General features: G+C 69.1%; 22 protein-coding genes. 12 read left to right on the top strand and 10 right to left on the bottom strand.

The annotated features are described in order from the left end of the window. Nucleotide 1 precedes the first annotated feature (1 nt). The 5 genes from xdhA to AC1RTO_RS18020 are packed head-to-tail and all read left to right on the top strand — an operon-like array spanning nt 2 to nt 7,081. Nucleotides 2-1,417 (top strand): xanthine dehydrogenase small subunit, encoded by a 1,416-nt coding sequence (gene xdhA, locus AC1RTO_RS18040; protein ID WP_493162193.1) that lies wholly within the window; start codon nt 2-4, stop codon nt 1,415-1,417. Then, the gene (gene xdhB, locus AC1RTO_RS18035; RefSeq protein ID WP_493162191.1) at nt 1,410-3,716 is read left to right on the top strand and encodes a xanthine dehydrogenase molybdopterin binding subunit; all 2,307 of its coding nucleotides are present in this window, start codon (nt 1,410-1,412) and stop codon (nt 3,714-3,716) included. The genes xdhA and xdhB overlap by 8 nt, the downstream gene beginning before the upstream one ends. Then, a complete protein-coding gene (xdhC, locus tag AC1RTO_RS18030) occupies nt 3,713-4,639 on the top strand; it encodes a xanthine dehydrogenase accessory protein XdhC (protein ID WP_493162190.1) in 927 nt (308 codons plus the stop codon). The genes xdhB and xdhC overlap by 4 nt, the downstream gene beginning before the upstream one ends. Then, entirely contained in the window at nt 4,636-5,934 is a 1,299-nt protein-coding gene (gene guaD / locus AC1RTO_RS18025; RefSeq protein ID WP_493162189.1) for a guanine deaminase, read from the top strand. The genes xdhC and guaD overlap by 4 nt, the downstream gene beginning before the upstream one ends. Nucleotide 5,935: 1 nt before the next feature. Further along, a complete protein-coding gene (locus AC1RTO_RS18020) occupies nt 5,936-7,081 on the top strand; it encodes a nucleoside hydrolase (RefSeq protein ID WP_493162188.1) in 1,146 nt (381 codons plus the stop codon). Here AC1RTO_RS18020 and AC1RTO_RS18015 read toward each other — a convergent pair. After that, entirely contained in the window at nt 7,035-7,976 is a 942-nt protein-coding gene (locus AC1RTO_RS18015; RefSeq protein ID WP_493162187.1) for a LysR family transcriptional regulator, read from the bottom strand. The two genes, AC1RTO_RS18020 and AC1RTO_RS18015, sit on opposite strands and share 47 nt — an antisense overlap. Before the next feature lie 406 nt (nt 7,977-8,382). On the opposite strand from AC1RTO_RS18015, the gene AC1RTO_RS18010 reads away from it, so the two are divergent. From AC1RTO_RS18010 to AC1RTO_RS17990, 5 genes are all read left to right on the top strand, one after another. Further along, on the top strand, nt 8,383-10,872 hold the full coding sequence (locus AC1RTO_RS18010) for a TonB-dependent siderophore receptor (RefSeq protein WP_493162186.1): 2,490 nt from the start codon (nt 8,383-8,385) through the stop codon (nt 10,870-10,872). 21 nt (nt 10,873-10,893) lie between these two features. Further along, nucleotides 10,894-11,979: a purine nucleoside permease gene (locus AC1RTO_RS18005; RefSeq protein WP_493162185.1), complete on the top strand. Its 1,086-nt coding sequence runs from the start codon at nt 10,894-10,896 to the stop codon at nt 11,977-11,979. Nucleotides 11,980-12,441: 462 nt separating this feature from the next. Next, on the top strand, nt 12,442-13,392 hold the full coding sequence (locus tag AC1RTO_RS18000; RefSeq protein WP_493162184.1) for an amidohydrolase family protein: 951 nt from the start codon (nt 12,442-12,444) through the stop codon (nt 13,390-13,392). 26 nt (nt 13,393-13,418) lie between these two features. After that, complete coding sequence (locus AC1RTO_RS17995) at nt 13,419-14,366, top strand: uracil-xanthine permease family protein (RefSeq protein ID WP_493162183.1); 948 nt, start codon at nt 13,419-13,421, stop codon at nt 14,364-14,366. Next, nucleotides 14,360-14,545: a hypothetical protein gene (locus AC1RTO_RS17990; RefSeq protein ID WP_493162182.1), complete on the top strand. Its 186-nt coding sequence runs from the start codon at nt 14,360-14,362 to the stop codon at nt 14,543-14,545. Before AC1RTO_RS17995 ends, AC1RTO_RS17990 begins: the two co-directional genes overlap by 7 nt. A gap of 67 nt (nt 14,546-14,612) precedes the next feature. Here the strand turns inward: AC1RTO_RS17990 and AC1RTO_RS17985 are convergent, their stop codons facing one another. Beyond that, a complete protein-coding gene (locus tag AC1RTO_RS17985; RefSeq protein WP_493162181.1) occupies nt 14,613-14,969 on the bottom strand; it encodes a hypothetical protein in 357 nt (118 codons plus the stop codon). A gap of 45 nt (nt 14,970-15,014) precedes the next feature. Then, entirely contained in the window at nt 15,015-15,860 is an 846-nt protein-coding gene (locus AC1RTO_RS17980; protein WP_493162179.1) for an alpha/beta fold hydrolase, read from the bottom strand. 127 nt (nt 15,861-15,987) lie between these two features. Here AC1RTO_RS17980 and AC1RTO_RS17975 point away from each other — a divergent pair, with 127 nt between their 5' ends. Together AC1RTO_RS17975 and AC1RTO_RS17970 are read left to right on the top strand one after the other, a co-directional pair. Beyond that, on the top strand, nt 15,988-16,488 hold the full coding sequence (locus tag AC1RTO_RS17975; RefSeq protein ID WP_493162178.1) for a winged helix-turn-helix transcriptional regulator: 501 nt from the start codon (nt 15,988-15,990) through the stop codon (nt 16,486-16,488). Further along, the gene (locus AC1RTO_RS17970; RefSeq protein WP_493162177.1) at nt 16,485-17,246 is read left to right on the top strand and encodes a haloacid dehalogenase type II; all 762 of its coding nucleotides are present in this window, start codon (nt 16,485-16,487) and stop codon (nt 17,244-17,246) included. Before AC1RTO_RS17975 ends, AC1RTO_RS17970 begins: the two co-directional genes overlap by 4 nt. A 30-nt stretch (nt 17,247-17,276) precedes the next feature. Here AC1RTO_RS17970 and AC1RTO_RS17965 read toward each other — a convergent pair whose 3' ends face one another. The 7 genes from AC1RTO_RS17965 to AC1RTO_RS17935 all read right to left on the bottom strand — a co-directional run. Further along, on the bottom strand, nt 17,277-17,621 hold the full coding sequence (locus tag AC1RTO_RS17965) for a hypothetical protein (protein WP_493162176.1): 345 nt from the start codon (nt 17,619-17,621) through the stop codon (nt 17,277-17,279). Continuing rightward, a complete protein-coding gene (locus tag AC1RTO_RS17960) occupies nt 17,618-18,631 on the bottom strand; it encodes a chemotaxis protein CheB (protein WP_493162175.1) in 1,014 nt (337 codons plus the stop codon). Before AC1RTO_RS17960 ends, AC1RTO_RS17965 begins: the two co-directional genes overlap by 4 nt. Nucleotides 18,632-18,666: 35 nt before the next feature. Continuing rightward, complete coding sequence (locus AC1RTO_RS17955) at nt 18,667-19,110, bottom strand: chemotaxis protein CheW (protein ID WP_293875107.1); 444 nt, start codon at nt 19,108-19,110, stop codon at nt 18,667-18,669. 23 nt (nt 19,111-19,133) lie between these two features. Then, nucleotides 19,134-19,532, bottom strand: a complete 399-nt coding sequence (locus tag AC1RTO_RS17950) for a response regulator (RefSeq protein WP_493162174.1) — start codon at nt 19,530-19,532, stop codon at nt 19,134-19,136. Further along, the gene (locus AC1RTO_RS17945; RefSeq protein ID WP_493162173.1) at nt 19,532-20,092 is read right to left on the bottom strand and encodes a chemotaxis protein CheD; all 561 of its coding nucleotides are present in this window, start codon (nt 20,090-20,092) and stop codon (nt 19,532-19,534) included. The genes AC1RTO_RS17950 and AC1RTO_RS17945 overlap by 1 nt, the downstream gene beginning before the upstream one ends. Then, entirely contained in the window at nt 20,089-21,117 is a 1,029-nt protein-coding gene (locus AC1RTO_RS17940; protein WP_493162172.1) for a protein-glutamate methylesterase/protein-glutamine glutaminase, read from the bottom strand. The genes AC1RTO_RS17945 and AC1RTO_RS17940 overlap by 4 nt, the downstream gene beginning before the upstream one ends. After that, nucleotides 21,114-21,731, bottom strand: a 618-nt coding sequence (locus AC1RTO_RS17935) for a CheR family methyltransferase (RefSeq protein ID WP_493162171.1), incomplete at its 5' end; no start/stop codon positions are given. The genes AC1RTO_RS17940 and AC1RTO_RS17935, both read right to left, overlap by 4 nt.

Genomic DNA, 21,731 nt, shown 5'->3' with positions numbered 1-21,731 from the left:
GATGGCGGTGCGCTTCATCCTCGACGGCGAGATCGTCAACCTGCCCGACGTCGAACCGGCCGACACGCTGCTCGACCACCTCCGCTACCGGATGCGCCGCACCGGCACCAAGGAGGGCTGTGCCGAGGGCGACTGCGGTGCGTGTACCGTGCTGGTCGGCGAACTGACGCCGGCGCGGGACGCGATGCGGTGGCGCGCGGTCAATGCGTGCATCCTGTTCCTGCCGATGCTCAACGGCAAGGCGTTGCTGACGGTGGAGAGCCTGTCCGACGGGCGCGCGCTCAACCCGTTGCAGGCATGCATGGCCGCCAACGGCAGCTCGCAATGCGGATTCTGCACCCCCGGTTTCGTCATGTCGCTGTACGGCCGGGCGATCGGGGCGGCGGGCCACGCCTTGCCGGTCGCGGACGTGATCGCGGGTAATCTGTGCCGGTGCACCGGCTATGGCCCGATCCTGTCGGCGGCGGAACAGGCGGGCGAGCTGGCGCGCGACGACGCCCCGCTGCTCGCGATGCTGCGCGATCTGGCGCCCGGCGACGGCGATGCGGCCGGGCGATGGTTTGCGCCGCGCACCGCCGACGCGCTGGCGAGGGTGCTGACAAAGCATCCCGAGGCGCGGATCGTCGCAGGCGCGACCGATGTCGGGCTGTGGGTAACCAAGGGGCTGCGTACGATCGCACCGGTCGTGTTCGTCGGGGACATCGCCGAATTGCGGGGGATCGAGGAAACGGCGGAGGGACTGACCCTCGGCGCCGCGGTCCGCTATGCCGAGGCGCATGCGGCGTTCGCGAGGCTGCACCCCGATCTGGGCGAGCTGGTGCGGCGGCTGGGCGGGCTGCAGGTGCGCAACGCCGGCACAGTCGGCGGCAATATCGCCAACGGATCGCCGATCGGCGACGGGCCGCCCGCCTTCATCGCATTGGGCGCGACGCTGACGCTGCGCAGCGCCGAGGGGCGGCGGACGATGCCGCTGGAGGACTATTTCCTCGATTACGGGCGGCAGGACCGGCGGGCGGGCGAGTTCGTCGAGGCGCTGCACCTGCCCCGACCGGAACCCGACGCCATCGTCCATATCGCCAAGCTGTCGCGGCGGTTCGACAGCGACATCTCCGCGGTGTGCGGCGCGTTCCGGCTGACGATGGCGGACGATCGGATCGCCGATGCGCGGGTCGCGTTCGGCGGGATGGCGGCGACGCCGCGGCGGGCGACGGGGTGCGAGGCGGTGCTGGCCGGCGCGCGGTTCGACCGCGACACGATCGCGCGGGCGATTGAGGCGCTGCGGACGGATTTCGCCCCGTTGACCGACGTGCGCGGCAGCGCGGCCTATCGCATTGAGGCGGCGGGCAATCTGCTGTGGCGGCTGTGGCATCGCCGGCAGGGCGAGGCGGTGTCGGTGCTGGAGGCGATCGATGGCTGATCGCGATGCCCTGACGCCGGTGCTCGCCCGGCCGTCGCACCCGCACGACAGCGCCGCGCTGCACGTCGCCGGCACCGCGCGCTATGCCGACGATGAGCCGGAGCCGGCGGGGATGCTGCATCTGGCGTTCGGGCAGAGCAAACGGGCCAGCGCCGCGATCGTCGCGATCGACCTGACCGCGGTGAGGGCCTCGCCGGGGGTGGTCGCGGTCTTCACCGCGGCCGACATCCCGGGCGCCAACGACGTCAGCCCGGTTGCACATGACGACCGGCTGCTCGCGGACGGCGAGGTCACGAGCATTGGGCAGGCGGTGTTCTTGGTCGCCGCCACCAGCCAGCGCGCGGCGCGGCTGGCGGCGCGGCTGGCGCGGATCGACTATGCGCCACGCCCGGCTATCGTCACGATCCCGGCGGCGCGCGCGGCGGGATCGCTGATCGAGCCGACGCAGCGGATGGCGCGCGGCGATGCCGCCGCGGCGCTGGCGGCGGCGCCGCATCGCCTGTCGGGCGGGTTCGCGATGGGCGGGCAGGATCATTTCTATCTCGAGGGACAGATCGCGATCGCCACGCCGGGCGAGGACGGGCAGATCCATCTGCTGAGTTCGACGCAGCATCCCAGCGAAGTCCAGCATCTGGTCGCGCATATGCTCGGCCGCCGTTCGGCCGACGTGACGGTCGAGGTCCGGCGGATGGGCGGCGCGTTCGGGGGCAAAGAGACGCAGGCGGCGCTGTTCGCCGCCGCCGCCGCGCTGGTCGCCGATCGTACCGGCCGTCCCGCCAAGTTCCGCTGCGACCGCGACGACGACATGGCGATGACCGGCAAGCGTCACGACTTCCTCGTCGATTACGACGTCGGGTTCGACGAGGCCGGGCGGCTGCTGGCGCTGCGGCTGGGGCTGGCGTCGCGCTGCGGGGCGACGGTCGATCTGTCGCCGGCGATCAACGACCGGGCGATGTTCCATGCCGACAATTGCTACTGGCTGCCCGATGTCGCGATCGTGTCGGAACGGCTGAAGACCAACACCGTGTCCGCGACCGCGTTTCGCGGCTTCGGCGGGCCGCAGGGGATGCTGGCGATTGAGCGGGTGATCGATCACGTCGCGCAGCATCTGGGGTGCGATCCGCTGGCGGTGCGGGTCGCCAATCTGTACGGGCCGGGCCGCGACACGACCCCCTATGGCATGACCGTCGCCGACAATATCGCACCGGCGCTGATCGCGCGGCTGCGCGACGCGGCGCGCTACGACGAACGGCATGCGGCCGTCACGGCGTTCAATGCGCGGCACCATGTGCTGAAGAAGGGGATCGCGCTGACCCCGGTGAAGTTCGGGATCAGCTTCACCACCACGCATCTGAACCAGGCGGGCGCGCTGGTCCACGTCTATGCGGACGGCAGCATCCAGATCAATCACGGCGGCACCGAGATGGGGCAGGGCCTGTACATCAAGGTCGCGCAGATCGTCGCCGACGTGTTCGCGGTGCCGGTGACGCAGGTGCGGATCACCGCCACCCGGACCGACAAGGTGCCCAACACCTCGGCCACCGCGGCGTCGTCGGGTGCCGACCTCAACGGCATGGCGGCCTATAACGCGGCGATGACGATCCGCGACCGGCTGGTCGATTTCCTGGCGCGCAGCACCGGATGCGAGGCGGCAGCGGTGCGCTTTTCCTCCGCCGGCGTGGTCGCGGGAGAGGAAAGGCTGGCGTTCGGCAACCTGTGCCGGCGCGCGCATATCGGCCGCATCTCGCTTTCGGCGACGGGCTATTATGCGACGCCGGGCATCGCCTACGACCGGGCGGCGCATCGTGGCCGGCCCTTCTATTATTTCGCCTATGGCGCGGCGGTGGCGGAGGTGGTGATCGATACGCTGACCGGCGAGCATCGCGTGCTGGCGGTCGATATCCTGCACGACGTCGGCCGGTCGCTGAACCCGGCGATCGATATCGGCCAAATTGAGGGCGGGTTCATGCAGGGGCAGGGCTGGCTGACCACCGAGGAGCTGGTGTTCGACGACCACGGCCGGCTGCTGACCCATTCGCCCGCAACCTACAAGATCCCGACCGCGTCTGATCGCCCGGCGCGGCTGCACATCTCCTTGTGGGACGACGAGAATGCCGAACCGACGATCAACCGGTCGAAGGCGGTGGGCGAACCGCCGTTCATGCTGGCGATCGCGGTCTTTTCCGCGCTGACCGGGGCGGTCGCCGCGACCGCGCCCGACGTCCGCGCGATGCCGCCGCTGGACGCGCCCGCGACGCCCGAGGCGATCCTGCGCGCCATCGCCGGGCATCGCGCATGATCGAATGGGCGCACTGGCTGCGGGACGCGGCCGCGGCGGGACCGGCGGCGATGGTCAGCGTGCTGGCGACGGAAGGGTCGGCTCCGCGCGGCGCGGGGACGCGGATGATCGTTATCGCCGACGCGCTGTACGGTACGATCGGCGGCGGACAGCTGGAATATCGCGCGGTCGAGCAGGCGCGCGCGATCCTGTCCGAACCGGCGGGCGCGTGGCGGGTGCAGGATTATCCGCTGGGGCCGCTGCTTGGGCAATGCTGTGGCGGGCGGGTGCGGTTGCTGGTCGATCACGTCGATCCGGCCGGGCTGGGCTGGACCGGCGACGCGACGGAGGGGCGGTTCCTGGTGACGACGCTGTCGGCCGACGGGGTACAGCGCCATGTCGCGCGCGATGCGGCGGCGATCGCCGTGCCGGCGCGGGGCGACCGGCCGCGTGCGGGAAGCAGTTTCACGGAGATCATCGGCTGGTATCGCCGCCCGCTCTATCTGTTCGGAGCCGGGCATGTCGGACAGGCGATCGCCCGCCATGCCGCGCCACTGCCGTTCCGGCTGGCGTGGTTCGATACGCGTCCGGTGTTCGAGACGGTCCCGGGCGTCGCGATCGTCCCCGAGGATGCGATCGGGCAGTGCGTCGCCGAGGCGCCGGACGATGCGGCGATCGTGATCCTGACGCACGACCATGCGCTGGATTACCGGCTGACGCGCGCGGCGCTGGCGCGGGTGCAGGCAGGCGCGCCGCTGGCGTTCGTCGGGCTGATCGGATCGGCGACCAAGCGCGCGCGCTTCGCCGCACGGCTGGGGCGCGACGGGGTGGATGGGGGCGACCGGCTGACCTGTCCGATCGGAATCGCCGGGATCGGCGGCAAGGAACCCGATGTGATCGCGGTGGCGACGCTGGCGCAATTACTGCAACTGGACCGCGCATGACGATCGGGGCCTATCGCGGCGAGATCCTGTCGGTCGGGCACGACCCGCGCGACGATGCCGACGCCGTCCGGTACGAGGCGGACGGGGTGCTGATCGTCGAGGACGGCATCGTCGTCGCACGCGGGCCGTTCGCAGCCATGGCCAACCGGCTGGGCGGTGTGCCGGTCGAGCGGCTGGACGGGTTGATCGTCCCCGGCTTCGTCGACGCGCACGTCCATTATCCGCAGATGGACCGGATCGCCTCGCACGGCGAGCAGTTGCTCGACTGGCTCGACCGCCACATCTTTCCGGCCGAACAGGCCTTTGCCGACCGCGCGCACGCCGATGTGGTGGCGGCGGTGTTTCTGGCCGAGCTGCTGCGCCACGGCACCACCAGCGCGCTGGTGTTCGCGACCGTCCACGAAACGTCGGTCGACGCGCTGTTCGACGCGGCGCTGGCGCGGCGGATGCGGATCGTGTCGGGCAAGGTGATGATGGACCGCGGGCCGCCGGGGCTGGCCGACACGGCGGCATCGGGGCGGGCGGAGACGGAGGCGCTGATCGCCCGGTGGCGCGGGCGCGGGCGGCTGGGCTATGCGGTGACGCCGAGGTTCGCGCTGACCTCGTCCGACGATCAGCTGGCGGGCGCGGGGGCGGTGCTGGCCGCGCATCCTGACGTGCTGCTCCACACCCACCTTGCCGAGAACGTCCGCGAATGCGCCGCGGTGGCCGCGCGCTTTCCGGACGCGGCGGACTATCTGGACGCCTACGACCGGTTCGGTCTGGTCGGTGCGCGATCGGTATTCGCGCACGGCGTGCATCTGTCCGACCGCGCCTGTGCCCGGCTGGCGGATAGCGACGCGGGCGTGGCGGTCTGCCCGACCTCCAACCTGTTCCTGGGATCGGGCTTTTTCGACTTCGGGCAGGCCGACGCGCACCGGATACGGATCGGCCTGGGCACCGACGTGGGGGCGGGGACGTCCTTCTCGATGCTTCACACTACCGGCGTCGCCTATCAGGCCGCACTGGCGCGGGGGGCGCCGCTCGACCCGTTCCGGGCGCTCTATCTGGCGACCGCGGGCAGCGCGGGGCTGTTGCGGATCGCCGACCGGGTGGGGGCGCTGGCGCCGGGGCAGGAGGCGGATTTCGTCGTGCTGGACGACCGGGCGACGCCGTTGCTCGCGCGGCGGACGACGGGCGCGACGCTGGCGGAGAGGTTGTTCGCGCTGCAGATATTGGGGGACGATCGTGCGATCCGGCAGACCTATGTCATGGGGCAGTGCGCATGGGACCGCGATGCCGCGGCGGCGCACTGAGATGCGGGGTGTCGTCGGGCTGCTGATCGCGTGGCTGCTGCTGGTCGCGGGGACGGCGCAGGCGCAGGACGCGCGGCGCAAGGTCATCATCGACGACGAGGGCTTTGCCCTGATGCACCTGATGCTGCTCGAATCGCCCGATGTCGAGGTGCTGGGCATCACCACCGTGTCGGGCAACGTCTGGGCCAACCGTGCGACCGCGCTGGCGTTGCGCGGCGTGGAGGTGGCGGGGCGCACCGACGTGCCGGTGGTGCAGGGTGCGACCTGGCCGCTGCTCAATTCCGAACTGCTGACCGACCGGTGGGAATCGCTGTATGGCAGGCTGACGTGGAAGGGCGCGTGGATGAAACGCTGGGTCGAACCGACGCAGCAGAGCACGCCCGACTATCATGGCCCCGACGATCCGGTTGTCCTGCCCTGGGGCAATCCGACGACGAAGGCGTCGCCGGAGATGGCCGCCGCCTTCCTGATCCGCATGGTCCGCCGCTATCCGGGGCAGGTGACGATCCTCGCCGCGGGGCCGCTGACCAATCTGGCGCTCGCGCAGCGGCTCGACCCGCAGTTCGCCGCGCTGGCCGGGGAACTGGTCTATATGGGCGGCAGCCTTAACCCGCGGCAGGTGCTGGACGACCGTGCCGCGCGCGACTTCGCGCGGGAATTCGTCAACTCGCCGCGGCGCGAATTCAACGCGCGGTTCGATCCGGAGGCGGCGAGCATCGTGTCGCGCAGCCCGTGGCGCAGGATCACGATGGTCCCGGTCGATCCGTCGACCGCGACACAGCTCGGCCGCGGCCTTCTGACCCGGCTGGCGGCGGTCGCGACGCCGGGCGTGGCGCGCCTGATCGACCGGATGGAGCCGGGATTTCCCTTGTGGGACGAGATCGCGGCCGCGGTCTGGCTGGACCCGACGATCGTCACCGACCGCGCGACGCTGTACGTCGATTACGATACGCAGTTCGGGCCGGGCTATGGCGACACGCTGTCGTGGCGCCCCGGCTATCAGCCGGGGCTGGGCGAACGGCCGGCGGAGGTGGTCCGGGCGATCAACCCCGAACGGCTGGAGGCGCTGATGGTGCGGGCGCTAAGGCGCCGCGCACCGGTCACGCGTCCAGATCGAGCGCCGGTTCGATCGACGCCGGGTAGCTGAGCTGCGCGAAGCCGTTCTCGATCTCGCGCAGCACGATTCCCGCGGCATAGGAGGGGGTGCGCGACGAGGCGGTGCACAGGGCCAGCGTCATCGGCCGCAGCACCGAATCGGAGATGCGCGTGAACGACAGCAGCCCGCGCTTCACTTCGGTGATGACGTCGAGCGAGGTCAGGATGCCGATGCCGACCCCCTGCATCACCAGCGACGTGATCATCTGGATATTGTCCGACGTCACCGTGCGGTCGAGCGTCGCGCCGGTCACCCCCTCCAGCACCGCGATCTGCTGGCACACCGCCAGCGGTTCGGCGGGGACGATCAGCGCCGAGCCGACCGACGCGGAAAAGCGCGCCTCCTTCTGCTGGCCGAACGGGTGGCCGGCGGGGGTCAGGAAGCCGAGCACCACGTCGACGAAGGCGCGGACGTTGATGTCGCGATAGGATTGCGGGCCGAAGAAGATGCCGAAATCCACCTCGCCACTGGCGATCGCCACACGAACCGCATCGTTGTTCAGCACGCGGATGCCGATCGTGATCCCCGGATTGCGGCTCTGGATCGTGCGGATCGTCTCCGGGATATAGCCCTTGGCGAGCGCGTCGATGATCGCGATGTCGACATGGCCGCGCTTCAGCCCACGCAAATCCTCGATCTGGGCGCGGACCGACGCCATGTTCTTCTGCCAGCCCGCCCCCGCCGCCATCATGATCTCGCCCGCCGCGGTCAGCCGCAATCCGGTGGGCAGGCGTTCGAACAGCGCCACGCCAATATCGGCCTCGACGTTCAGAATCTGGCGATCGATCGCGGAGGCGGAGACGTTGAGTTCGTCCGCCGCCTTGCGGATCGACCCGAGCCGGCCGACCGCCATGAAATAGCGCAGGAAGCGGGAAAATGCGGGCATGGACCCTCTCTAATTTTCGCAACGGCGTGTCGGAATCATTGCGTTTGATTGCATCACGTCGGGTCCTTAGTCCATATGTTATCACCCGGGGGGGAGTGATAGTGCGCGGGTTCGTGAAAATAACGAACCGCGTCGCCGGCCAACAGAAGCCGAACAGACGATGGAACGGGTGGACCTGAACCGGTCATCGGCCGATCCTATACCTGCGCGCATAAATATATCCGTGACATCGGCGCGATGCGAAGCACGTCCATGCATCGCATAGACTGATTCGGTGGGTCGTTTCCGGGTGGTTCTGCTTAGATTCTCGCATGCACGACATTCATATATCGCAACGCCGCATGCCCGATGCGCCCGGTCCACGGGGTTGCGGGCGGCGCGAAGCGTCACAAGGGGGCAAGGGACGATGGCAAGGAATAACCTCGCAGGGCTGGCGACGACACGACGGGCGGGACTGCACCGGCCGATCGCCGGGATCGCGGCGGCGCTGCTGTGCTGTACCGCGATGACCGGCACCGCCTGGGCGCAGACCGCCGCGACGACGACGGCGGCCGCCGCGGCCGTGGCGGAGGACCCGCAGGACCAGGACATCGTCGTCACCGGTACGCTCGACGCGCTGCCGAACAAGGATGTCGGATCGGTCTTCGGCTTCGCCAAGACCCTGGTCGAGACCCCGCGTTCCGCCTCGACGATCAGCAGCGAGCAGATCGAGCGGTTCGGCGTCACCGACATCTACGACCTCGTCGCGCAGGCGCCGGGCACCTTTACCAACTCCTTCTTCGGCGTCGGCGGCGCGCTCGACATCCGCGGCACGCCGGGCGAGGTCTATTTCCGCGGCGTTCGCCGCCTGGACAATCCGGGCAACTACCCGACCCCGATCGGCGCGTCGGACCGGATCGACATCGTCCGCGGCCCGTCCTCGCCGATCTACGGCCCGTCGAAGACCGGCGGCTATATGAACTTCGTGCCCAAATCGGCGCGGGTGTCGGGCGGCGCGCTGCTCGACCATGCCGAGGGCGAGGTCAGCTACACCGGCGGCAGCTGGGACTATAACGTGCTGAAGGCGCAGCTGCGCGGACCGCTGCGCGTCGGCGGCACCGAATTCGGCTATAGCCTTTATGCCGAAGTCGAAGATTCCGGCAGCTATTACCGCAACATGTCGACCCGCAACGTCGTCCTGCAGGGCGCGTTCGACAACCAGATCACCGAGCAGCTGCGCGTCGAGTTCGGCGGCATGTACCAGAAATACGACGGCCAGCAGAACGGCGGCTGGAACCGACTGACCCAGGATCTGGTCGACAACGGCACCTATATCACCGGCAGCGCCAAGCCGCTCGACACCAACGGCGACGGCCAGCTAGCCCCGGCGGAATTCCTCGCGGCGGGCAATTTTAGCCCGTTCGGGACCTTCGGCTGTGGCGGCGGCAGCGCGCTGGCGTCGTCGTTCACCGACGCCTGCCTCAATTCGACCTACCCCCATCTGGCGTTGCAGAACACCGGCACCACGAAGCTGAGCCGCAAGAACGTGCTGACCGGCACCAACGATTTCCTGCGCAACAAGGCCTATACCGGCTATTTCGACATCATCTACGATGGCGGCAACGATCTGGAGGTCAAGAACCAGCTTTTCTACGACGGCATCGATAACGACAACAACAACAGCTACGGCTTCTCGCAATTCCACAATTCCTATGTCATCGAAGACAAGGTCGTGGTGTCGAAGACGTTCAAAAACCAGGTTGGCAATTTTTCGGTCCAGCTGTCGCCGTCGATCCGTTACACCGATTTCAAGCATGGCGACGATTTCAACTTCGAGTATTTCCACCGAGTCGACCTGACCGTCGGCTATACGCCGCTGTCCGACCGGCTGCTGTCGACCGAAAGCGACAGCAATTATTCAAACTATCTGAAGGGCCATTACACCGATTACGGCTTCGCCGCGCTGACCGACCTCGACTTCGCGTTCGGCCTCGATGTGATCCTGGGCGTCCGGTACGATACGGTCGACGTGACGTCGACCAACGTGCTCAGCAAGCTGCGCGTCACCAACAACGTCGTGCCGACCGGATCGGGGTCGAAGGGCGGATGGTCGTACAACGGCAGCGTCTCGTACAAGCTGCCGTTCGGGATCATCCCCTATGCGACGATCGCGCGGCAGACGACGGTGATCGCGGGGCAGGGGTCGGAGATCGACCCGGCGACGGCCAATGGCGGCCTGTTCCTGACCGCGTCGAAGCTGTACGAAGGCGGCGTCAAGGGCAGCTGGCTCGGCGGCCGCCTGTATGGCGCGGTGTCGGTGTACCAGCAGGAGCGGACCGACCGGAACATCCAGTCGTCGACCGTCAACCAGTCGGTGCAGACCAAGGGCGTCGAGGCGGAGATGCGCTGGTCGGTGGACAAGCATCTGCTCGTCACCAGCGCCTATACCCGTGCCAAGGTCTATAACCTGACCTTCCTCGATGCGGGATCGACGTTCAGCTTCTTCGGGATCGAGGATCTGGTGAACGTGGTCAACCCGACGCTGACGCTGGGCGGCCAGGTCGGCGGGCTGGTGCCGATCCCCGACCGCGAGGCATCGCGGCGACAGGGCATCCCGACCAACCTCTATTCCGCCACCGCGACCTATGCGTTCGACAACGGCATCGCGCTGAGCGGCAGCGTCGTCCACGTCGACTCGGTGTTCTCGGGCCAGTCGCGGGTCGTAAAGCTGCCGGCGTACACGCTGTTCGACCTCGGCGCCTCTTATGGCACCGGCGACTGGCTGTTCCGCCTGACCGTGAAGAATGCGACCAACGAAAAGTACTTCCGCGCGAACTTCACCGAGCTGTTCGGTAGCACGATCGTCCTGCCGGAACGGCCGCGCAGCTTCCAGGGGGCGGTCGTCTACAAGTTCTGACGAACAGGTGATAACGAGATGATGCGTATCCTGGCAGCCAGCCTGATGCTGGCCCTTGCGACGATCGCGGCGCCCGCCGCCGCGAAAGGTGCGACCGCCGCGTGCGTCCCGGGTGGGGCGTGCGCGCGGGCGTTGCCGGTGCGCGTGGTGATCGTGACGATGTTCGAGATCGGCAAGGACGAGGGTGACGTGGCCGGCGAGTTCCAGCTTTGGAAGACGCGCGCCGGCCTGACCCAGCGCATCCCCTTCCCGCAATCGCACCACGACCTGTTCTACAATCCGAAGACGCAGGTGCTGGGCGTCGTCACCGGGGTGGGGACCGCCAAGTCGGCGACCGCGACGATGGCGCTGGGGCTCGACCAGCGGTTCGACCTGCGCCGCGCCTATTGGCTGGTCGCCGGGATCGCCGGGATCGATCCGGAGGATGCCTCGATCGGCTCCGCGGCGTGGTCGCGCTATCTGGTCGACGGCGATCTGGCGCACGAGATCGACGCGCGCGAGATCCCCGCGGACTGGACCTCCGGCTATTTCGCCCGGGGTCGCAACGGCCCCAACGATCCGCGTCCCGCCCCGCCGTCGCAGGGCGAGGTGTTCGAACTGAACGGCGCCTTGCGTGACTGGGCCTATGGCCTGACCCGCAACATCGCGCTGCCCGACGACTCCGCGATCCGCGCGGAGCGTGCGCGCTACACCGACCACCCGATGGCGCGGCGCGCGCCGTTCGTGCTGAAGGGCGACCATGTCGCGGCGATGACCTTCTGGCACGGCGCGAAGATGAACGGCTGGGCGAACGACTGGGTACGCTACTGGACGGCGGGCAAGGGGACATTCGTCACCTCGGCGATGGAGGAGACGGGGACGTATCAGGCGATCACCTATCTCGACCGGATCGGGCGGGTCGACAAGGACCGGGTGATGGTGTTGCGCGCCGGCAGCAATTTCACTATGCCGCCGCCGGGGGTGACCGCCGCCGCCTATCTGTTGCGCGAGAACGAGGGCTATTCGGGCCTCAACGCGGCGGTGGAGAGCCTGTACGCGGTCGGATCGCGCGTCGTCGACGAATTGGCCGGTCAATGGGACCGGTACGCGACGACCATTCCGCGATGACACCGTCGCGCCGATGAACCGCCGTCGATTATGAACGCCCGTCGGCGATGAACAGGGGCCTGATCCTCGTCCTCCACGCGGACCGGGTCGTGTGCATGGACGACGCCCGGCGGGAGATCGCCGACGGTGCGGTCGCGTTCCGCGATAGCGCGATCGTCGCGGTCGGCACCAGTGCCGAACTGGCGATGCTGGCGGATGGGGCGGGCGAGATCGTCGAGGCGCGTGGCTGCGTCGTGACGCCGGGGCTGGGCAACACCCACCACCATCTGTTCCAGTCGCTGACCCGCGCATTACCCGGCGCGATCAATGCGTCCCTGTTCGACTGGCTCAAATGCCTCTACCCGATCTGGGGCCGGTACCGGCCGGAGGACGTGTTCGCCGCGACACAGCTGGGGCCGGCGGAGCTGGCGCTGGCCGGCTGCACGCTGAGTTCGGATCACCTCTATCTGTTTTCCCGACGGCGTGACACTGGACGAATCGATCGCTGCGGCGCAGGCGGTCGGGCTGCGCTTCCACCCGACGCGCGGTGCGATGAGCGTGGGGGAGAGCCTGGGCGGACTGCCCCCCGACGCGCTGGTCGAGGACGAGCGCGCGATTCTCAACGATACGATCCGCGTCATCGATACCTATCACGACCTCCGCGACGGCGCGATGCTGCGCGTCGGGGTTGCGGCCTGTTCGCCCTTCTCGGTCAGCCAAGGGCTGATGCGCGACGTCGCGGCGCTGGCGCGTGACAAGGAGGTGATGCTGCACACGCATCTGGCCGAGGATGCCGACGACGTCGCCTTTTCGCTGGCGCGGTTCGGATGCCGCCCCGGCTATGCCGAGCAGCTCGGCTGGCTGGGCGAGGACGTGTGGCATGCGCATTGCGTCCGGCTGGACGCGCGCGAGATCGACCTGTTCGCGCGCACCGGCACCGGGGTGGCGCATTGTCCGGGATCGAACTGCCGGCTGGGATCGGGGATCGCACCGCTGCGCGCGATGGTCGATCGCGGCGTGCGCGTCGGGTTGGGGGTGGACGGGTCGGCGTCGAACGACGGTGCCAGCGGGCTGACCGAGGCGCGGCAGACGATGCTGCTGCAGCGCGCGACCGGTGGACCGGCGGCATTCGATCCGCGCGAGGCGCTGTTCATGGCGACGCGCGGCGGCGCGGCGGTGCTGGGGCGGCCCGATTGCGGGATGCTGGCGCCCGGCACCCGCGCCGATACCGCGATCTGGGACATGACCGACATTACCGCGACCGGCGCGTGGGACAGGGTCGCAGCGCTGATTCTCTGCCCGCCGGCCGGCGCGCGCGACGTGTTCGTCGACGGCCGCGCAGTGGTGCGCGACGGCGAGCTGGTGCGGGTCGCGCGGCGGGATGTACTGCGCGCCGCCGACGCGTCGCTGGCGCGGCTGATGGCGCTGGCGTGACGATGCGAAGCCACGAAGGAGACGGGATGACGATCGCCACGCCGGACCTGCACACCCTGCAGTCCCCCGCAAGGGGCGGTGCGATCATGACGCCCCAACAGGCGCGCGATCCCGATCATTTTCCCGGGCTGGCGGTCGCGATCCCGCTCGGCATCCAGCACGTGCTGGCGATGTTCGTCAGCAACCTGACGCCGGCGATCATCGTCGCCGGGGCGGCGGGCCTCGGCTACGGATCGGCCGACCCGCGCGAGATGATCTACATGATCCAGATGGCGATGCTGTTCGCCGGGATCGCGACGCTAATCCAAACTGTCGGCATCGGCCCGGTCGGCGCGCGGCTGCCGATCGTGCAGGGGACGAGCTTCGCCTTCCTGCCGGTGATGATCCCGATCGTCGCCGGGCAGGGGGTGGCGGCGATGGCGACGCTGACCATCGCGGCGCTGGTCGGCGGCCTGTTCCACGCCGGGCTGAGCGTGTTCGTCGGCCGCATCCGCGTCGCCTTGCCGCCGATGGTGACGGGGCTGGTCGTGCTGATGATCGGGGTGTCGTTGATGGGGATGGGAATGCAATATGCCGCGGGCGGCGTGCCGGCGCAGGGGACTGCGGCGTATGGATCGGGATCGAGTTGGCTGCTCGCGGGGATCGTGGTGGTGGTGACGCTGGCGCTCAGCTTCTTCGGGCGAGGTATCTGGACGACCGCGGCGGTGGCGATGGGGCGGGTGTCGCTGGCGCCGGTCGCGGGCGCGGGATGGATCATGGTGCCATCGCCCTTCCATTTCGGGTTCGCGGTGTCGGCGTCCGCGATCCTCGGATTCTGCCCGATGGGCTTCATCTCCGCGATCGAATCGATCGGCGCGACCAGCGCCGACGGCGTCGGCACCGCGCTGGCCGCGGTGTTCGGCGCGATGCCCAACACCTCGTTCAGCCAGAATATCGGCCTGATCGCGATCACCGGGATCAGCGGACGATGCTGATCTTCGGCATCGCGCTGTCGATCGGCATCGGGCTGGAGCTGGAGCCCGCGGCGGTCCAGCACCTGCCGCAGACGCTGCGCATCGTGCTGACGTCGGGGGTGCTGCCCGCGGCGCTGATCGCGGTGGTGCTGAACCTGACGGTGCCGGAGCGGATCGGGAGCGCCCCCGCGGCCGGGTGACGGTGGGGGCCGATGCCGTGCCGCGCGATCGCGTCCGCCTGCCGTCGTCCGCCGGCGCCGCGCGGGATCAGAGGAAGTCGGTCAGCCCCTGGAACCACATGATCGCGACGAAATCGCCCGACAGCACCAGCTTGCGCTCGTGCAGGCCCTGCAGGAACGCGCCCTTGCTGTCCTTGGCGGTCAGGATGCGGAAGCCGTCGGCGGGGGAAGTGAAGGCGAGCGTGAAGACCGGCGCGTCGGCGAGGCCCGCGGCCGAACTGATCGTGCCGTTCGCGATCGTATAGTGGCGGCCCGTCCCGTCCGCCGTGCGGATCTGGAAGGTCAGCGTCTTGCCGCGGACATAGGCCGCCGCGGCGGGTTTGGTACGGATGGTCCGCTTTATCAGCTTTTCCATCATCCAGAGCAGGAAGGTGAATTTCAACATGGTCGTAATGTCCTCATCGGGCCGGTGTCGTGACGGGTGGCGGCGTCATTCGTCGAGGAACTGGATCGCGTGCCGCAGGAAGCGTTCGGGATATTGGAACTGCGCGCCGTGCCCTGCGTCGGGATAGATGAAGAGCTGCGCGTTCGGGATATTCTGCGCCATCGAGAAGGAGTTGATCGTCGGGATCATCACATCGACATTGCCGTTGAGGATGAAGGTCGGCTGCGTGATCGTGCGCAGGTGTGCGAAGGGATCGGCGGCATCCAGCTTGGGCAGATAATACATGTTCGCCTCGATCTGCGCCTGGATGACCTGCGGCGAGCTGGGCGGATCCTGGTCGACGCGGACGTGACGGCGCGCCCAGAACGCCCGGCCCGCCTCGCGCGCCGCCTCGGAGCGGCCGAAGAACAGGTACAGGAAGTCGTCGAGCGTCGGCACGGGACGCGGCGCCGCCTCGAGCACGCCGGGTTCGGAATCGGGATTGCCGCCGCGCGGGCCGGTGCCGAGCAGCATCAGCTTGCGCACGAGATCGGGATGCCGGCGCGTCAGGTCCTGCGCCTGGAAGCCGCCGAGGGAGAAGCCGAGCACGTCGACCTTGCTCAGCCCGAGCGCGCGGATCGCGGCGGCCGCGTCGTCCGCCATCGCCTCGATCCGGGTGCGCGGCGTGCCGGTGGACGAGGCGACGCCGCGACCGTTGAACAGGATCACCTCGCGCCCGGCGGCGAGGCCGTCGGTCATCAGCGGGTCCCAATGGTCGAGGCCGCCGCGGAAATGCTGCAGGAAGAACAATGGCGGCTGGCCCGCGGCGGCATTGCCCCAGCGGCGGTAGGCGAGCTGGTCGCCGTCGACGGTGACGAAGCGGGTCGGTGCGGTCAGATGCGTGTCGGTCATGCGGGTCTTCCCTTGTGCTTCAGCGGGTTCGGCGTCGTATTCGGGGTGTTCGGGCGCGTCGCAGCGCTTGCAAATCGTGGTGGTCCAATATACTTCAATAATTGAAGTTACAAGATGGGAATGGTCGATGAAGCCGAAATCCTTTGCCGGCATGTGCTGTTCGGTGGCGGGCGCGCTCGAGATGGTCGGCGATCGCTGGACGCTGCTGCTGATCCGCGACCTCTCCCTCGGCCTTGCCCGCTACGAGGATCTGCGCGCCAGCACCGGCATCCCGGCGGCGACGCTGGCGGCACGGCTGAAGCATCTGGTCGCGGTCGGCATCGTCGATCGCGTCCGCTATCAGGAACGGCCGCCGCGCGACGAATACCGGCTGACCGCCAAGGGGCAGGACCTGTGGCAGGTCAGCGTCGCCTTGCGCGAATGGGGCGATCGCTGGGACGCGAGCGGTGCCGGCGCGCCGCCGCTGGAGACGGTCGACCGCGAGACCGGGCGGCGGCTGACGCTGGCGCTGGTCGATGCGGAAAGCGGGGCGATCGTGTCGCGCGAGCGTGCGTCGCTGCGCGCGGGGCCGGGCGCCGATGCGGGCGTGCGGACGCTGCTCGACACGCTGGCGGGGGCGGCACGATGACGCCCGAACCCGGCCGCGCCGCCGCCCCTGCCGCCCCTGCGCCCGCCCTGCCCAGGGTGCTGGCGTTCGACGTGTTCGGCACGGTGGTCGACTGGCGGACGAGCGTCATCGCCGAATCCGCACGGTTCCTCCGCCGGATCGGTCGCGACGACGTGGATGCGGCGGCGTTCACCGACGCCTGGCGTTTCGCCTATATCGCGGTGATGGCGCGCTATTCCGCCTCCGGCCGCGCATTCGCCATCCTCGATACGCTGCATCGCGAGATGCTGGACGATACGCTGCGCGCCCATGCGGTCGATCCCGCCGGGCTCGATGCGGCGCTGTTGCAGGACTGGACCTTCGCCTGGCGCAGGCTGGCACCATGGCCGGATGCGGTCGAGGGGCTGACACGGCTCAGGCGGCGGCGGCCGATCGTCACGCTGTCGAACGGCAATATCGCGCTGATGCTGGCGCTCGCCCGCCATGGCGGCCTGCCGTGGGACGCGCTGCTGGGGGCGGAGGTGACCGGCGTCTACAAGCCCGATCCGCGCGCCTATACCGGCACCGCCGAGGTGCTGGGACTGGCGCCCGCCGACATCTGCCTCGTCGCCGCGCACCACAGCGACCTCGCCGCGGCGCGCGCCTGCGGGCTGAAGACCGCCTATATCGACCGGCCGCAGGAATATGGCGGCCGCCGTGCGCCCGATGCGGATGCGGCGCAGGACTGGGACTGGTCGGCCGACAGCCTCACCGCGCTCGCCGACCTGCTCGACCGCTGACGCCGACGCCGACGCCGCGGGGGCGAGGCATCAGCCGTCGGTGATGCCGTCCTGCCGATAGCGGTCGACCGCCGCGCGCACGCTGCTGCCCAGTTCCTCCAGCGTCACCGCCTGCAGCGCGTCGCCGACCGGTGCGGGCGAGCGCAGCAGGTCGGCGATCGCCAGCTGCGTCTGCGTGATCCGGTCGACGCTTTGCAGGCTGTGCATATGATGGCGCAGCGTGTCCGGATTGCCGGCGAGATCATAGGCGAGGTCGGCAAGCGCCGAGGTGAGCGCGACCAGCTCGTCCGCCAGCGCATGGGCCAGCGCACGCTCCGGCCCGATCGCCCAGCCGACCGGTTCCGCGCCGACGGCGTCGATGGCGCGCTGGATCACTTGCTGACCAGCTTGAGGATGCTGCGCGCCAGCTGGTCCGCGGGCACCGCCTGCGCCGCGATCCGTCGCGACAGCACGAAGCCCTCCGAGCGGACCTCGGCCGGAACGATGCAATAGCTGCCGCCGGCCTGCAACGCGCGCACGCCCGCATCGCCGTCCTCGCCGTCAGCCCCTAGCAGCAGGCCGATCGCCTCCGCGCCCGCCGCCTTGGCGATCGAGGCGAACAGGATCGAGATCGACGGCCGCTCGCCCGCGACCGGATCGCGCGGCAGCATGCGGAGCGTGCCGTTCGGCCAGGCGTCAACGACGACGTGATGGTCGCCCGGCGGCGCGAGATAGATCGTCCCCTGTTCCACCGCCATGCCGTCCTCGGCGAGGACGATGCGCGGCGCGATCGCGGCGCCGAGCGCGTCGATCATCGTGCCGGCGAGCCCCTGGCCGAGATGCTGGACGACGACGGTCGGCGGGCAGTTCGCCGGGAAGCTGCCGAACAGGTCGAACATCGCCTGCGTCGCCGCCGCCTCGCCGCCGATCGCGAGGATGCGGCCGTTCCAGTCGAGCGGCGGGGCGGCCACGGCGGCCTTGGTGCCGCCCGAACTCTTCACCGGCGCGCCCTTGGCAGCCTTGATGCGCTTGCCGAGCTTGCTCAGGATCTTGTCGAATTCGGCCGCGACCGCGACCTTTGGCTTGGGGAAACAGTCGATCGCGCCGAGCCGCAGGGCCTCGATCGACGCCTCCGCCCCCGCATCGGTGCGGGTGGAGAACATGATGACCGGCATCGGCCGCTTTTCCATCATCTCGGCGAGATATTCGAGGCCGCTGATCCCCGGCATCTCGACGTCGAGCGTCATGACGTCGGGGCAGAGCTGTTCGCGCATCGCGCGCGCCTCGTCGGCGCCATTGGCCGATCCGACGACGGTGACGCCGGGAATGCGTTCGAGCGCACCCGACAGCAACGCGCGCATGGTGAGCGAATCATCGACGACGAGAACCTTGACCGGGGCAGCCATGACCTAAACTTTCCTTGGAATGATGACGGGGAGGCTCAGGCGGCATCCGCGAGGGTGATCGAGGTGTCGGCGAGGCGATCCAGCGCGAGGACCAGGATCAGTCGCTCGTCGATCGTGGCGAGCCCTTCGAGGAAATGCGCCGCCGGGGTTTCGCCGATATCGGGCAGCGGCTGCATGCCGTCCGTCGGGATGGTGACGATGTCGTTGACCGCATCGACGATCAGGCCCTGCAGCTGATCGCCGATCCGCACGACGATGATGACGTGGCGCGACGAGGGATCGGTCATCCCCCAGCCGAGCCGGTGGCTGAGGTCGAGCACCGGCAGCACGACGCCGCGCAGGTTGACGACGCCGCGGACGTGCGGCGGCACGTTGGGCAGCGGGGTGGCCGGCGACCAGGCGCGGATCTCGCGGATCGCCATAATATCGACGCCGAGGACCTGTTCGCCGATCTGGAAGGTGATGAGCTGACGGGACATGGGTTGTGCTCCTGGAAGGACGATCAGTGCAGGACGCGGCGGATCGCCGCGGCCAGCTTGTCGGGGTGGAAGGGCTTGACGATCCAGCCGGTCGCGCCCGCCGAGCGCGCGCGCTGCTTCTTCTCGTCGGAGCTCTCGGTGGTCAACACCAGGATCGGCAGATTGCGGTGCCGGTCCTGTTCGCGCACCTTCTCGATCAGGCCGAACCCGTCGAGGCGCGGCATGTTGATATCGGTGATGAGCAGGTCGGGCTCCACCCCGCCGAGCCGCTCCAGCGCCTCGATGCCGTCCTCGGCCTCCAGCACCTTGTAGCCGAGGTCGGTCAGCGCGGCCTTCAGCAGCATCCGCATGCTGGGGGAATCGTCGACGGTCATGATCGTGCTCGGCACGGGTTTTCCTTCGTTGGATAGGGGAAAGGTCATCAGAAGAACTCCACATCGCCGAGCGAGGCGGGCGGCGGCGGCGGGGCGACCCGCAGCCGCGCCTGTTCGACCGGGCGGGTATCGGCGACGCGACAGCGGGCGAGGCCCAGCGTCGGGCGGAACTCGACGCGGCGCGCGGCGGCGCCGCCGACGTCCTCGCCGACCAGCGCGATCCGTTCGTCGCGCAGGAAACGGCGCGCGAACAGCGCGTTGGTCGCGCCGATGTCGCGGAAGCCGTCGCGCAGGCTGGCGCCGCCATAAATCCGCGCCTTCAGGTTGGACCGCGTCGCGCCCATCGCCATCATCGCGTTGATGAGCACCTCCATCGCATAGACGCCGTAGCGCTGGAGCGACTGGATGTCGGTGTCGCCGCTGCCCGGCTCGGCGAGCAGGAAGTGGTTGAGCCCGCCGACCTTGACCAGCGGATCGTACAGGCAGGCCGAGATGCAGCTGCCGAGCACCGTCGTCAGGATCACCGACGGATCGTCGGAGATCCGGGTCTCGCCCTGCATGATGGTGATGCGGGTCAGCCCGTCGCTCGGTCGCGGCAGCGCGCTCATGCGCGGCACTCCGACAGCAGCCGGGCGGCGACGCGCGACAGCGGCAGCTGCACCGTCACCGCGCCCATCTGCTTGGCGGCGGCGGGCATGCCATAGACCACGCAGCTTTCCTCATCCTGGCCGATCGTCATCGCTCCCCTCTCTTTCATCGTTTTCAGCCCGATCGCGCCGTCGGCCCCCATGCCGGTCAGGATCGCGCCGACCGCGGAGGCACCGGCCCAGCGCGCCACCGACAGGAACAGGCGGTCGACCGAGGGGCGGTGACCGCTCATCTTCTCGTCCGCGACCAGCCGGCAGCGGCGGAGCGTGCCGCCGCCGATCTCGAGATGATGCGAGCCGCCCGGCGCGACATAGACCTGCCCGGGCTCCAGCGGCGCGCCGGTCCGTGCGACGCTGACCGTCGGTGCGGACAGGCGGTCGAGCCGCGCGGCGAAGGTCGGCACATAGGTTTCGGGCATGTGCTGGACGATCACGGTCGGCGGGCAGTTGGCCGGAAAGCCGCGCAGCAGCTCGATCAGCGTCTCGACCCCGCCGGTCGACGCGCCGATCGCGATCATCGCATCGGCGCGCGGCGTATAGGTCGCCGGCTGCGCCGCGGGCGATGCGACATGGCGCGGCCGCACCCGGCTCTTCGCGGCGGCCTTGACCAGGGTGGCGAGTTCCTCGCCCAGCCCGTTGCGCACCGCCTGCGTCGGCTTTTCGAAACAGTCGAACGCGCCCAGCTCCAGCGCGCGGATCGTCGCCTCTGCCCCGCGGCCGGTCAGCGTCGACAGCATGACCACCGGCATCGGCCGCAACCGCATGATCTTGTCGAGGAATTCGAGGCCGTTCATCCCCGGCATCTCGATATCGAGCGTGATGACGTCGGGGTTGAGGCTCTTGATCATCTCGCGCGCGGAATGCGGGCCGTCCGCGGTGCCGACGACCTCGATGTCGGCATCCTGCGACAGGCTGTGCGCGACGATCGCGCGCATCGTCGCCGAATCGTCGACGACCAGGGCGCGCACCGGCCGACCGGCGCTCATGCCGCCACCTTCTGGAAGGTGGTGCGCCCGACGCAGGTGAAGCGCGGTGCGACCGAGGCGGACAGCCGCTCGGAATGGCCGATATACAGGAAGCCGCCCGGCACCAGCTGGTCCGCGAGCCGCGTCTGCAACCGCTCCTTGGTCGCCTCGTCGAAATAGATCATGACGTTGCGGCAGAAGATCGCGTCGAACAGGCCGCGGATCGGCCAGGCTTCGAGCAGGTTCAATTTGCGGAAGGCGCAGCGCTCGCGCAGCAGCGGATGCACCTCCGCCATGTCGCCGTCGCGCTTCACCCAGGTCTGGCGTAGCGACATCGGAATGCCCGATGCGGTGTCCAGCGTGTAGCGTCCGGCCCGCGCCGCGGCGAGGATCTCGGTCGACAGATCGGTGGCGAGCACGCGCAGGTCGGTGCGCGCGAGGCGCTGGCCGTTGCCGCGATCCTTGCCGAACATCGCCATCAGCAGCGAATAGGGTTCCTCGCCGCTCGAACAGGCCGCCGACCAGATCCGCACCTTGCCGCGCGCCGCCAGCCGCTGGTCGAGCGCGGGCCAGGCATGTTCGAGGAAATGGTCGAAATGATGCGATTCGCGAAAGAAGCTGGTGTGGTTGGTGGT

It is taken from the genome of Sphingomonas sp. GW821-FHT10F09 (assembly GCF_058809195.1).
The sequence above is the reverse complement of the archived record's forward strand: the minus strand, read 5'-3'. Positions and strand labels throughout refer to the sequence as shown.

What these genes read in the sequence shown, in the direction of transcription:
- AC1RTO_RS17975 (WP_493162178.1), top strand. Translation starts at nt 15,988, where the DNA reads ATGAAGCCGAAATCCTTTGCCGGCATGTGCTGTTCGGTGGCGGGCGCG.
- AC1RTO_RS18020 (WP_493162188.1), top strand. Translation starts at nt 5,936, where the DNA reads ATGCGGGGTGTCGTCGGGCTGCTGATCGCGTGGCTGCTGCTGGTCGCG.
- AC1RTO_RS17950 (WP_493162174.1), bottom strand. Translation starts at nt 19,532, where the DNA reads ATGACCTTTCCCCTATCCAACGAAGGAAAACCCGTGCCGAGCACGATC.
- AC1RTO_RS18010 (WP_493162186.1), top strand. Translation starts at nt 8,383, where the DNA reads ATGGCAAGGAATAACCTCGCAGGGCTGGCGACGACACGACGGGCGGGA.
- AC1RTO_RS17980 (WP_493162179.1), bottom strand. Translation starts at nt 15,860, where the DNA reads ATGACCGACACGCATCTGACCGCACCGACCCGCTTCGTCACCGTCGAC.
- AC1RTO_RS17945 (WP_493162173.1), bottom strand. Translation starts at nt 20,092, where the DNA reads ATGAGCGCGCTGCCGCGACCGAGCGACGGGCTGACCCGCATCACCATC.
- xdhC (WP_493162190.1), top strand. Translation starts at nt 3,713, where the DNA reads ATGATCGAATGGGCGCACTGGCTGCGGGACGCGGCCGCGGCGGGACCG.
- guaD (WP_493162189.1), top strand. Translation starts at nt 4,636, where the DNA reads ATGACGATCGGGGCCTATCGCGGCGAGATCCTGTCGGTCGGGCACGAC.
- AC1RTO_RS18015 (WP_493162187.1), bottom strand. Translation starts at nt 7,976, where the DNA reads ATGCCCGCATTTTCCCGCTTCCTGCGCTATTTCATGGCGGTCGGCCGG.
- AC1RTO_RS18005 (WP_493162185.1), top strand. Translation starts at nt 10,894, where the DNA reads ATGCGTATCCTGGCAGCCAGCCTGATGCTGGCCCTTGCGACGATCGCG.
- AC1RTO_RS17985 (WP_493162181.1), bottom strand. Translation starts at nt 14,969, where the DNA reads ATGTTGAAATTCACCTTCCTGCTCTGGATGATGGAAAAGCTGATAAAG.
- AC1RTO_RS17955 (WP_293875107.1), bottom strand. Translation starts at nt 19,110, where the DNA reads ATGTCCCGTCAGCTCATCACCTTCCAGATCGGCGAACAGGTCCTCGGC.
- AC1RTO_RS17970 (WP_493162177.1), top strand. Translation starts at nt 16,485, where the DNA reads ATGACGCCCGAACCCGGCCGCGCCGCCGCCCCTGCCGCCCCTGCGCCC.
- xdhB (WP_493162191.1), top strand. Translation starts at nt 1,410, where the DNA reads ATGGCTGATCGCGATGCCCTGACGCCGGTGCTCGCCCGGCCGTCGCAC.
- AC1RTO_RS17940 (WP_493162172.1), bottom strand. Translation starts at nt 21,117, where the DNA reads ATGAGCGCCGGTCGGCCGGTGCGCGCCCTGGTCGTCGACGATTCGGCG.
- AC1RTO_RS17995 (WP_493162183.1), top strand. Translation starts at nt 13,419, where the DNA reads ATGACGATCGCCACGCCGGACCTGCACACCCTGCAGTCCCCCGCAAGG.
- AC1RTO_RS17990 (WP_493162182.1), top strand. Translation starts at nt 14,360, where the DNA reads ATGCTGATCTTCGGCATCGCGCTGTCGATCGGCATCGGGCTGGAGCTG.
- AC1RTO_RS17960 (WP_493162175.1), bottom strand. Translation starts at nt 18,631, where the DNA reads ATGGCTGCCCCGGTCAAGGTTCTCGTCGTCGATGATTCGCTCACCATG.
- xdhA (WP_493162193.1), top strand. Translation starts at nt 2, where the DNA reads ATGGCGGTGCGCTTCATCCTCGACGGCGAGATCGTCAACCTGCCCGAC.